The 11,883-nt window shown below is 62.3% G+C and carries 10 protein-coding genes; 4 read left to right on the top strand and 6 right to left on the bottom strand.

Annotated elements, in window-relative coordinates; genetic code table 11:
* Positions 1–5: 5 nt before the first annotated feature.
* The 3 genes from BLW55_RS08885 to ilvD form a co-directional block, all read right to left on the bottom strand.
* A complete protein-coding gene (locus tag BLW55_RS08885; RefSeq protein ID WP_090328381.1) occupies positions 6–551 on the bottom strand; it encodes a TRAP transporter small permease in 546 nt (181 codons plus the stop codon).
* 169 nt (positions 552–720) lie between these two features.
* Entirely contained in the window at positions 721–1,719 is a 999-nt protein-coding gene (locus BLW55_RS08880) for a TRAP transporter substrate-binding protein (RefSeq protein ID WP_090328378.1), read from the bottom strand.
* Between the two features lie 72 nt (positions 1,720–1,791).
* Entirely contained in the window at positions 1,792–3,465 is a 1,674-nt protein-coding gene (gene ilvD, locus BLW55_RS08875) for a dihydroxy-acid dehydratase (RefSeq protein ID WP_090328376.1), read from the bottom strand.
* Between the two features lie 109 nt (positions 3,466–3,574).
* Between ilvD and BLW55_RS08870 the strand changes: the two genes are divergently transcribed.
* From BLW55_RS08870 to BLW55_RS08855, 4 genes are all read left to right on the top strand, one after another.
* Entirely contained in the window at positions 3,575–4,486 is a 912-nt protein-coding gene (locus tag BLW55_RS08870; RefSeq protein ID WP_007007041.1) for a LysR family transcriptional regulator, read from the top strand.
* Between the two features lie 15 nt (positions 4,487–4,501).
* Positions 4,502–6,082, top strand: coding sequence for a sensor histidine kinase (locus tag BLW55_RS08865; RefSeq protein ID WP_244509027.1), 1,581 nt, complete (start codon positions 4,502–4,504; stop codon positions 6,080–6,082).
* Positions 6,079–6,687, top strand: coding sequence for a response regulator transcription factor (locus BLW55_RS08860; protein WP_090328373.1), 609 nt, complete (start codon positions 6,079–6,081; stop codon positions 6,685–6,687). Before BLW55_RS08865 ends, BLW55_RS08860 begins: the two co-directional genes overlap by 4 nt.
* Before the next feature lie 87 nt (positions 6,688–6,774).
* Positions 6,775–7,257, top strand: a complete 483-nt coding sequence (locus BLW55_RS08855) for a GlcG/HbpS family heme-binding protein (protein WP_090328370.1) — start codon at positions 6,775–6,777, stop codon at positions 7,255–7,257.
* 76 nt (positions 7,258–7,333) lie between these two features.
* On the opposite strand, the gene BLW55_RS08850 is transcribed toward BLW55_RS08855, so the two are convergent.
* The 3 genes from BLW55_RS08850 to BLW55_RS08840 form a co-directional block, all read right to left on the bottom strand.
* Positions 7,334–9,319 (bottom strand): copper amine oxidase, encoded by a 1,986-nt coding sequence (locus BLW55_RS08850; protein ID WP_090328367.1) that lies wholly within the window; start codon positions 9,317–9,319, stop codon positions 7,334–7,336.
* A gap of 27 nt (positions 9,320–9,346) precedes the next feature.
* Complete coding sequence (locus tag BLW55_RS08845) at positions 9,347–10,780, bottom strand: aldehyde dehydrogenase family protein (protein WP_244509026.1); 1,434 nt, start codon at positions 10,778–10,780, stop codon at positions 9,347–9,349.
* 82 nt (positions 10,781–10,862) lie between these two features.
* Positions 10,863–11,831: a helix-turn-helix domain-containing protein gene (locus BLW55_RS08840; RefSeq protein WP_025029176.1), complete on the bottom strand. Its 969-nt coding sequence runs from the start codon at positions 11,829–11,831 to the stop codon at positions 10,863–10,865.
* Positions 11,832–11,883: the final 52 nt, after the last annotated feature.

Raw genomic sequence — 11,883 nt, 5'->3', positions numbered from 1 at the left:
GCCGTCTATTCCCGGTTGGCTGCAATGTGGGTGTCGCCGCTTTCGGCAAGTGCGGCGGATGGCGTGTCGGTTTCCACTTCAGCAAACCGGTTTTCCATCACGAAGGAGCGGGCGACAAGAAGCAGATGCACGATGAGGAGGCCAAAGCCGATCGGCATGGCGGCATAGATGTAGCTGAAGGAAACGCGCGTTGCCGGCGTCAGCTGGAAGCGGGCGCGATCCATATAATTCAGGCCCATCCAGATCATGATCGAGAAGAATGCCAGAAGCAGACACAGGATCAGGATGCGTAAGGCGCGCTGGCCATTTGTGCCGAGCATTTCCTGGAAATTGCCAACGGCGACATGGCCGCCGGTGCGCAGGGCGAGGCCGGCACCGATGAAGGTCATCCAGATCATCAGGTAGCGGGCGACTTCCTCTGACCAGGTGATGGAGAAATTCGTGAGATAGCGCAGCGATACATTGGCGAACACGATCACCGCCATGGCGCCGAGCAGCAGCACCAGAGCCCATTTGTTCAGGGCTACGAAATATCGCTCAAATGTTTTCACTGATCCTCCCCGACCTGGATGCCCGGGGGCACCGCAGCGTGTTGATCGCATCCTGTTTAGACCAACATGATCAAGCGTGGGAACCGGCAATTGCTCAAAAAACGGCAGGAAGCAAAACTCCGGACAGCCGCCGCATGGACTGCTGCCCGGAGTTTCAGACACATAGACCTTATTCGGTCGCGATGATCTGATCGATCAGCGCCTTGTCGTACTGCTCATAGTATTTTTCATAAGCGGGCTGGACGGCCTGCTGGAAGGCGGCTTTCTGCTCGGCGGTCAGCTCGCCGATTTCCATGCCCTCTTCCTTGAGCTGCTTGACGCCGGAGGTTTCGACATTGTCGACATAGGCGCGCATGGCCTTGACGGCTTCTGTCGCCCCTTCCTCGAATGCTTTCCTGTCTTCATCCGACATACCGTCCCAGAGCTGGCGGGAGACGAGAAGCATGGCCGGCGAATAGACGTGACCGGAGAGCGTCAGATACTTCTGGACCTCGGAAAGCTTGGCCGAGGTGATAACGGAAAGCGGGTTTTCCTGACCGTCGATCGTGCCCTGCTGGAGCGACGAGATGACCTCGGGCCATGCCATCGGCGTGGGAGCGGCACCCAGCGTTTCGAACGCGGTGATGTGGATCGGGTTTTCCATCGTGCGCAGCTTGAGGCCGGCAACGTCATCGGGTTTGCCGATGGTGTTGCGGTTGTTGGTGATATGGCGGAAGCCCTGTTCGCCCCAGGCGAGCGCGACGAGGCCGACATCATCAAACTTTGCGAGGATGTTCTGGCCAATCTCGCCATCAAGCACATTGCGTGCGTGGGTGAGGTCACGGAACAGGAAAGGGATGTCGAACACACCGGTCTCGGGCACGAAGTTGCTGAGCGTGCCGGAGGAAACGATCGTGGCCTCGATCGTGCCGATCTGTAGCCCTTCGATCACCTCGCGTTCGCCGCCGAGGCCGGAGGAGGGGAAGTGACGGAAGGAATAGCGCCCGTCAGTGTTCGCCTCGACCACTTCCTGCCATTTCTCGGCTGCCACGCCATAATGCGAGGTCGGCGCGAGCGCATAGCCGATCTTGATTTCCTGCTGGGCCTGAGCGGCCGATACGCCGGCAAAAATGCCAAGCGCGGTTACAAGTGCCGCTAACGGCCCCGTGTTTCTTGCTGAAAATTTCATGTCTCTCTCCCGTCGTGGAATTTCGTTGCGATTCAGGTCTCCCATTCACTGAAAGCGTCTGGCGCATCCAGCCTATTCAGTCAATGCGCCAGTGCTTGCAGGACCAGCAAGTTTTGCGAATTTGGCCAAAACGCCGTTGCGGTAGCGTGGTTCGGGCTGGCGCCAGTTGGCACGCCGACGTGCGAGTTCCTCGTCGTCGACGTTCAGTTGAAGCAGGCGGCGGCTGGCGTCGATGGTGATCGTGTCGCCTTCCTCGACAAGGGCAATCGTGCCGCCGTCACAGGCTTCGGGGGTAATATGGCCGACGAGAAGGCCCCAGGAGCCGCCGGAAAAGCGGCCATCTGTAATAAGCCCCACCTTCTCGCCGAGCCCGCGCCCGATCAGGGCGGAACTGGGGGCAAGCATCTCCGGCATGCCGGGGCCACCTTTCGGTCCGAGATAACGCAAAACCATGACATCGCCGGGGTGGATCCGGCCGCTCAGGATCGCATCCATGGCCGATTGCTCATCTTCAAAGACGCGGGCTGGGCCGGTGATGCTGGCAGATTTGAGGCCAGTGATCTTGGCGACAGCACCGTCTTCAGCAAGGTTGCCTTTCAGAATCGCGAGATGACCCTCAGCGTAGAGCGGTGCCTCGATGGGGCGAATGACATCCTGATCCGGTGGCGGAGTTGCTGGTATGCCCTTCAGTTCTTCCTCGAGGCTTTGCCCGGTGATCGTTATGCAATCGCCGTTGAGAAGTCCGGCCTCTAGCAGAATCTTCAAAACCTGTGGCACGCCGCCAGCGCGGTGGAGATCGACGGCCATGTAGCGGCCGGACGGTTTGAGATCGCAGAGAACCGGCACTTTGCGCCGGATGCGCTCGAAATCGTCAAGCGTCCACTCGACCTCTGCAGCGCGGCAGATGGCGAGATAGTGCAGGACAGCGTTTGTGGAGCCACCCGTTGCCATCACGAGTGCGATGGCGTTTTCCACGCTACGGCGGGTGATGATGTCGCGGGGTTTCCTGCCCGCGCGCACGGCATCGAGCAGGACGTGGGCCGAGCGGGCAGCGGACTGGCGCTTTTCCTCATGGATATTTGCCATGGTGGAAGAGCCGAGCAGGGACATGCCGAGCGCCTCGAAAGACGAGCTCATCGTGTTGGCCGTGTACATGCCGCCACAGGCACCTGTGCCGGGGATGGCGTTGCGTTCGATGGCGTCGAACTCATCGCGGCTGATTTTACCGGCCCTGAGCGCGCCGACGGCTTCGAAGGCGGAAACGAGATTGAGGTCCTGGCCGTTTAACCTGCCGGGAAGGATGGTGCCGCCGTAGACGTAGATCGCGGGGACATTGGCGCGGGCAATGCCGATCATGCCGCCGGGCTGGTTTTTGTCGCAGCCGCCGATGACAAGTACACCATCCATCCACTGGCCCTGAACGGTGGTTTCGACACAATCGGCGATGACTTCGCGTGAGACCAGCGAGTATTTCATGCCTTCGGTGCCCATGGACATGCCGTCGGAGATGGTCGGCACGCCGAAGGTCTGCGGATTTCCGCCGGCTTCCCGCACGGCTTCCACGGCGGCGTCTGCCAAGGGCTGGAGGCCTGCATTGCACGGCGTGATGGTGGAATGGCCGTTGGCGATGCCGATCATCGGACGCGAAAAATCTTCGTCCCGATAGCCGAGCGCATAGTACATAGCGCGGTTGGGCGAGCGCTCGATGCCCTGGGTGATGGTTTTTGACCGGTCGTTCGCTGGCATGCTTTCTCCTCAGTGGCCAACACCGCTGAGAAGTCAGGCTAGGGAGTGTTTGCTGATATGAGAAATATATTTATAATATCAGATTAATTCAATTCACATATGAGATGGCATGGATATTCGCCAGATTCGGCATTTCGTCGCGGTTGCCGAGGAACTGCATTTCGGTCGCGCGGCCGAACGTCTGGGCATGACTCAGCCGCCGCTCAGCCAGAGCATACAGGCGCTGGAGGCGGTTCTGGGCCTGACACTTTTTGAGCGGACACGGCGCAGCGTGACGCTGACGCCGGTCGGGCACGAGTGGCTGCCCCATGCGCGGCGGGTTCTGGAAGAGGCGTCCGAACTGCCGCGGGTGGCGCGTCGGCTTTCGCGCGGCGAGATCGGCCGCGTGCGTCTCTCCTTCATTAGCTTCGTAAGCTACAGCTTCCTGCCGAAGCTCGTGCGCCGCTTCAAGGAACGGTTTCCCGAGGTCGAGCTGGTGTTGAACGAAGCGACGAGCGACGTGCAGATCGCCGAACTGCTCGATGGTGCCCTCGATGCCGGCATCATCATCGCTCCGCCGCGCGGCGCATTGCACTCGCCTCTGCGGTATCGGCCGGTGGAAACGGACAGGCTGGTGGTGGCGGTGCCGGAGGAATGGGTGATTTCCGGACGTGTGGTGCCGCGCGGCGGAAAGCTCGACTTCAACGCGCTGCGCGATCTGCCGGTCATCCTGTTTCCACGCCATAGCGCGCCGGTGCTGCACGATCTCGTCACACGCTACTATGCCGAGCGTGACGCGGCGCCCGTTCCGGGACAGCAGGCCGTGCAGATGCAGACGATCATCAATCTCGTTTCCAGCGGGCTTGGCATCGCGTTCGTGCCGAGCACGATGCGACGGCTGATCCGACCGGGGGTCGCCTATTTCCGGCTTGCGGAACAGCAACCCGAAATCGAGATCGGGTTTGCGTGGCGCGGCACCGGTGCGAGCGCTGCAGTGCGGCACCTGGCCGGCATCATTGACGAGATGTTTCCGGCGCAATGACTTGCAAAAGGCGGATTGTTCCTCAAAATCGCGCGGATGAACCAGAACACCACCGACAGAAACGCCCAAGGCGACCGGCCCCTGTGGCTCGTCGGTGTGTGGCTGGTGCTGGCGCTTCTAACGGTCGCGGCCGTTGTGGCAAACGAGCGCTGGCAGCTGCTTTCGGAACTCGCGGCTGAAAGCCGGGTGCTGCACAGCGTTGCTTCTCAGCGTGCTGACCAGCATGACGCGCACCTGACCGCTCTCTCGGCGGTAGCGGTTGCCGGCGGGGAAAGCCGCTTCGATCTCTTTCTGGAAGTGGCGGGGACGATCCATCGATTTTATCCACGCATCGTGGCGATAGACCTTGTTCCCCTCAATGCAGGTGAGACGGGCGTGACCACACGAGACAGTGTCGATCCGGCCGTCGATGACATGGTCCGGAGGGCGGCACTGGCGTCCGATGGCGCGCTTGTTCTGCGACCGACACCTGGCGCGCCGGGCCGCTACCTGCTCGTCAAGCGGAGCCCGAATACGGCTGCGGCACGTTTTGGTCTGTCGCTGGACATAGATGCACAGGGGCTGCTGGAATCTGACCGGGATTTCTGGCTGGAACCGTCCGTCAGTTTTTCCCTGACGCTGCCGGATGGTACGCTGCTGGCGGGGGAGCAAATCGAAAGCGACCCGGCTTTTGCACAGAGACTGGGAAGCACTTCGCAGCCGCTCGTTCTTGAGGTCGCGATTCCGCAGACCCTGGCAGTGTTGATGCCCCCTGCGAAACTGGCGCCGGCTCTCATCATGATGTCGGCAGTGTTTCTGGCCGGCGTGGTCCTCTGGCAGCAATGGGCGCGGCGACGTCAGGCAGAACAGGCCGCGCAACTGAGCGCACAGGAAACGCGTCTGGCGCATGCTTCCCGTGTCAATGCGCTGGGTGAAATGGCAAGCGGGATCACTCATGAACTCACACAACCGCTGACCGCCATCTTGAGTCAGGCGCAGGCCGGTAAGCGGCTTCTGGGCAATGGTGACACGGGCGCTGTCGCTTCGGTGCTTGACGAACTGATCGCACAGGCGCGGCGGGGCGCGGACATTCTCGCCCATCTGCGTCAATGGATCAGGCCGGTGCGCGGCAACCCGTCTGCGGTGACGGATCTGAATGCGGCGATCAGCGGTGTGAAAGCACTCCTGCTGCCAGAAGCGCGCAGGCGTGCGGTGGTTCTGAAACTGATGCTCGGGAACGGGCCTCTCCCGGTGCGTGCCGACCAGACGGAACTGGAACAGGTGATTTTCAATCTCGTTCGCAATGCATTCGAAGCTCTGGACAACGCGCCGGGGACCCGGGGTGAGGTGGTCGTTGAAAGCAGCAGGGAGGCGGGTCTGGCAGTCCTCGACCTGCGCGATAACGGCCCAGGCGTCGATCCTGAAATCCGTGCCCAGATATTCGAGCCCTTTGTTACCGGCAAGGATCACGGCACGGGCCTGGGTCTCGCACTCTCACAGCGGCTGGTGGAGCGGATGGACGGCGACATCGAACTCAGGTCTTCGCGGAAGGGCGCCTGGTTTCGGGTTTGCCTGCCCCTCGTGGACGGGCGTGCGAAGGTGGAGATTGCCGCATGAGCAGGCCTGTCTATCTGGTGGATGACGATGAGGCGGTGCGCCGGGCGCTGGTCCTGCTTCTGAGCACGGTTGGTGTGGAGGTGAAGGCGTTTTCCGGCCCTGAATCCTTCCTCGCCGCGTTGGAAAAACTGCCGCCGGGCTGTCTTGTTCTTGATATCCGCATGCCGGTGATTTCGGGTCTGAAACTACAGGAGCGCCTGCTTGCGCTCGGTGTCGGCTGGCCAACCATTGTGATCAGCGGGCATGGTGACATCGAGGCCTGCCGGCGGGCTTTCCGCAACGGGGCGGTGGATTTTCTGAGCAAGCCCGTGGATGAGCAGGATCTGATCGACGCCATCCAGAAGGCGCAGGACATACTGGACCGCTCTGAGCGGGAAGCGGCCGAACGCGCCGAAACGGCGGACCTTCTGGCGAGCCTGACGGGCCGTGAAAGCGAGGTTCTGGAGCGCATTGCCGGCGGCTTCACCACCAAGGAAATTGCCGCTTCGATGGCCGTTTCGCCACGCACGGTGGAAAGCCATCGCGCTTCCATCGGCGCAAAGCTCGGTACGACATCGGCGGCGGAAATGACGCGGCTCTGGCTGCAGGCGAACAGGCATCCGTAGAACTACGGAGCCCCCCGCCAGCGCTACCGATGCGGTGGAGCGGGGCAGCTTGCTAGAAACGGATCATCCAAACCCAAGGAGTTCCCGATGATCCGTTCGATTGTTCTTTCCGCCTCGCTTCTGGCCGCGACCGCCGTTTCGGCTCAGGACCTGCCGACCGCCCCTTACCTGCCGCTCGACATGGCGCAGAAGGCTGCTCAGGCTGCACTCGACGCCTGTGCCGCAGAAGGTTATGCGGTCAGCGTTGCCGTGGTAGAGCGCAGCGGTGCAACCAAGGTTCTCGTGAAAGCCGACAATTCCGGCCCGCACACGACCGGCAGCAGCGTCGGCAAGGCCTTCACCTCCGCAAGCCTTGGCCGTGACACGGCTGGTCTGGCGAACTTCATCGGCGAGAACCCGCAGAATGACGGCCTGCGCGACATGGATTCCCGTCTGGTAATCCAGGCCGGTGGTCTGCCGGTGCGCATCGGTGGCGCTCTGGTGGCGGGCATCGGTGTCGGCGGCGCGCCTTCGGGCGACATTGACGCCACCTGCGCCCGCGCCGGTCTCGACGCCATCGGCGCCGAATAAGCACCCATGCGGGTTGAACAAAAGAGGCGCGGCCTTTCGGTCGCGCCTCTTTCCGTTTCTGCGGTTCGTATTCAGCCTATTTGGGCAGTCGCACGGTGAGCGCCGGATTGTGCGGGAAGAAGTTGTAGGGTTTTAGCGTGATGCCCTTCCACATGGTCGACATGACCGGCCAGTCCTCCATCTGCGGCACATGATGGAAGCCCATCGTGTACCAGGTCACGATGTCGGTGTTGTCGATGCTGCGGTCCTGCTTCACCCATTCGGCCAGCGTGTCCGACCCGTCGCTCTGGAAGGCGTATTCGCCGCCGGCATAGCGTTCGCTGGCCACATAGGGCGTGTTCCAGAACGTATAGTCGATATAGGCGTTGCGCTTTGCGGGCGGATCGTTCTCCGTGTCCAGCGGGCTGTAGGCCACGCTGTTCTGCGGCAGGATCATGTAGCCCGGGGCATGGCCGACGCCGATTTTCCGGCCCATATTCATGATGTGATACATGGCCGGCGTTGCCGGGTTCACGCGATAGCGCGCTTCCATTTCGGTCTTCGGCATTTTTGCCTCGGTCACCCACATGGAGCGGCGTGGCACGCCATCGGGCATGTCGCCCTTCACGAGGCCGGTGCGCATGAAGACATTGTCCTGACCGTCAATGTCGAAATCGAGCCGGAAGTTGAAGAAATGGTCGTGATTGGGCGCGACCAGATTGGGCACGATCAGCGTGCCGTAGCGGGTTTCCTGTTCGGCGGTTGCGTCCTCCATGGAGGTGGAGGCAACGCCCTTCACCGCATCGAGGCCGGTTGCGCCGACCATCACGCGAATGCGCCCATTCTGCTCGAACACATAGTCGATGAGATAGTCGTAATTGCCCACCTGCGAGGCGGAGCGCACGACCAGCTCGCTTGCGGGGCGGCCTTCCGCCGGCACGGACTGTTCCTCGCTTTGCGCGAAGATCTCGTAGTGCCGCCAGACGGGGTCGCCGATATTGCGCTCGAAGATGCATAACGCATCCGGGATCTCGATCGGGTTGCCCAGATCGTCATGCACGGTGGCGGGCAGGAAGCGCGCATAGGAGGGGCAGTCCACGCCCGCGCGCAGCGGGCTCAGGAAGATGCCGAAACCATATTCGCCGCTGTCCATATAGGTGCGCCAGTACCAGCCTTCGTCCGGGTCCATATAGGGCACGAAGACTTCCGACAGATGAGCCTGGTAGAGCACCGAGCGCCAGTCGTCGCGGTCATTGACCTCGATGTTGGAGAGAACCACGCCGGGGCGTTTGTCGACGCGCCAGCGGAAGCGCCAGATGTCCCAGTTCACCATGCTGCCGTCGATGGTGAAGTTGGGATCGCCTTCCTGGCGCAGCGTGGCGGGATTGCTTTCCGGCCGCAGTGCGCCCGTGCGCGCCTCGACCTCTTCTTCCATGTAGCCCCAGGCATCCTGCGGCACCGGGACGACACCATTGTCGATCACCTCGACCACGGATTTGCCGGCGAGATCGACCACGGCGTAAAGCCCCTCAATGGGCTTGGCGTAGAAGTTGGAGCCGGTTGGATTGACATAGCAGGGCACCTTCATCAGGCGCTGGCCAGCTTCCGCCTCCATGTCGAACGAGCCGGCCGTCAGCGGCAGGCAGAACACGTCTCCGGGCTCCAGATCGCGCTTTGCGAGGGCGGCGACGAAGTTTTCGTCGGAAAGCGCCAGATCCATGGCGCCGATGAACTCTTCGAGCAGCACCATGTGCTGGCCGCCAATGGCGCCGAAATCGCTGATTTCGCCGGAAACCAGATCGACCTCGGCCTTGTAGGTCTCGTCGCCCGAGATGACATGGACGGTGGCGGCGCGGGGGCCTTCATCGCCTTCCTTCCAGGCAAGCACGTCGGCCTTTTCCGGTTCTTTCAGCTCGATCAGCGGAAAGCGGGCCTCGTCGGAAATCCGGTCATCGGATTTCATGATGGTGACGACCTCTGCGATCTCCTCTTTCGACAGGCCGTCCAGTGGGTGGGCCAGAGCGCCGCCGCATAAGACGGTGAGCGCCATGGCCGCGCAGGTGGCGGATAAGTGTCTCTTCATCGTATCTCCTCCTCTTGAACCGTGCCGTTACATGATCAGGGTCTGGCCGACGGTGTTCTCCATCAGCCCCGCCTCGGCGAACTGCACGCCGACGCCGGATTGCTTGATGCCGCCAAAGGGGGCGTTGGGCTGGATCATGCCGTGCTTGTTGATCCATGCGGTGCCGCATTCGAGTTGCAGCGCCAGCGCCTTCGCGCGTTCGGTGTTCTGCGACCAGACCGAGCCGCCAAGCCCGTTCGGGTTGTCGTTGGCGCGTGCGATCACCGCCTCCACATCCGTGTAGCGGATGACCGGCAGAACCGGGCCGAACTGCTCTTCATCGACAAGGCGCATGCCGTGCTCGGCATCGGCGACGATGGTGGCGGGGTAGAAATAGCCGGGTCCGCCGGAGGGCGCGCCGCCGGTGAGAATGCGCGCGCCGGAAGCTCTTGCCTCCTCGACCAGCTCTTTCACGCGCTCGAACTGCATGGCGTTCTGCACCGGGCCGAGGGCGACCCCATCCTGCCGTCCGTCGCCCATGGGAATGGCGGCGGCGAGTGCCGAGAGTGCATCGCAGACGGCGTCATAGATGCTGTCATGCACATAGAGCCGCTTGATGCAGGCGCAGGTCTGGCCGTTGTTGAGGAACGCGCCCCAGAACAGCCCTTCGGCGACCGCCTGCGGATCGACATCGGGCAGCACGATGGCCGCATCATTGCCGCCGAGTTCCAGCGTCAGGCGCTTCACCGTTTCGGCAGCCGAGGCCATGATCTTGCGGCCAGTGCCGGTGGAGCCGGTGAACACCATCTTGTCGATGCCGGGATGGGCGGACATGGCCGCGCCGATTTCATCTGCGCCGCACACGATGTTGACCACGCCGGCCGGCAGCACCTGATTGATGATTTCAACGAAGCGGATCGTGGCGAGCGGTGTGTTGGGCGAGGGTTTGATGACCACGCAATTGCCGGCGCGCACGGCGGGAATGATGTGCCAGGCGGCGATCAGCACCGGAAAATTCCATGGCGTGATGGAGCCGACCACGCCAATGGGCTTGCGGTGGACCTCTACGCGGCCCTCATTGTTGTCCTGCAGGACGGAGACCGGCAGTTCGAGGCTTGCGGTGTGCCGTGTCCAAGCGGCGGCGGCTCCGATTTCCCACTGCGAGCCGAAGCCGCCAATGGGCTTGCCCTGCTCGGCGGTCAGCAGCGGGGCAAGCCCGGGAATGCTCTGCTCGACGAGGTCTGCAATCTTCAGGCAGGCGGCCTTTCGGTCGGCATCGCTGGTGGCGGCCCAGCCGGGGAATGCATTGCGTGCGGCTTCTACGGCATCATCAAGGTCACCCGGCGTGCCGAGCGGCATATGGCCTACCAGTGCGCCGTTGGCCGGATCGAGGACGGGAAACGTCTCTGCGCCCGGCGTCGCACGCCCGTTGATGATGTTGTGGAACGGATCGCTGGTCGCTTCCTTTGCCGTATCGGCCATTGTCTTCCTCCTCCCGATAGCGCCGCATTTCAGGCGGCATCAATCGGTCATAGTGGAGGCGCATTCGGCCAACGGTCTTGGACTATTGCGTCGGGTTCTTGGCCGATGACGTCGCTGCGTGAAGGCGGTATTCGCCGGGCGGGACCCTGAAACGCGCCCGGAACTGGCGGTTGAAATAGGACAGGTCGTTGAAACCTGCGTCAAAGGCGATGGTAGAAATGCGCTCCGAAGTGCCGGCACTCTTCTGGGCCATAAGACGGTTGCAGACATAATCGAGCCGTGTGGCGATAAGGCACTCGGACAGGGACAAGCCCGCAGCCTGGAACCGGCGCTGCAGGGCGCGCAGGCTGACCCCCATGGCGGATGCGACGCTGGCTGGTGTGCACGCGGGATCGCGGAAGCGCTGGCGGATATAGGCACGTGCCTTGGTGACAAGCAGTTCATCGCTGGTTCGGGCGGAGGCCAGAGCGCCGGCTTCAAGACCGCACAGATAGGCGCCCATCAGATTGAAGAAGGCTTCGCCGATGAAGTGTTGCTGCGCGGCGGCGTCCTCGGAATTGACGAGGCGGTCGATGGTGGCGCGAAGGGCCATGCCGATCTCGGTGGAGCCCGGGATCGGGCAGCCGCCAAGGGCCGCGGTGCCGAAACGGTGGGCAAATTCGGAGCGGTTCAGGTGCACGGAATACTGCAGGCTGCCGCTGTCGCCATAGAGAAAGCGCGAAGGATAGGCCGAATCGATCATGATGAAGTCGCCCGGCGCAAGCCGCACATCGGCGTCGCCCTGCCGCATGACCGAATGTCCCGATTTCTGCAGAACCAGAAAGAGGTGCTCGGCGGAATCCTGCCGGATGCAGCGCCAGTCCCGGTTGATGCGCGCGGCGCTGTTGCGCACGACCGCCACAGCCAGCGCCTGGCGCTGTTTCAATGTGATGAGCCCGCGCATGTCGCGTGCGCCATCCGGCGGCGACACCAGAAACTGCCCGCAAACATTGCGCACACCAGCCTGAAAGGCATCGAGCGGTGCCAGGCTGTTTGTCTCGTCAGACAGCATAAATTTCCTCCCGCCCTTATCTGCTCTCCATGCAGAAAAGGGCGGAGGAAGC

This window comes from Nitratireductor aquibiodomus (genome assembly GCF_900105565.1).
In the GTDB taxonomy this organism is placed as follows: domain Bacteria; phylum Pseudomonadota; class Alphaproteobacteria; order Rhizobiales; family Rhizobiaceae; genus Nitratireductor; species Nitratireductor aquibiodomus.
Note: the sequence above shows the minus strand (reverse complement) of the source record. Positions and strands in the feature narration are given on the sequence as shown.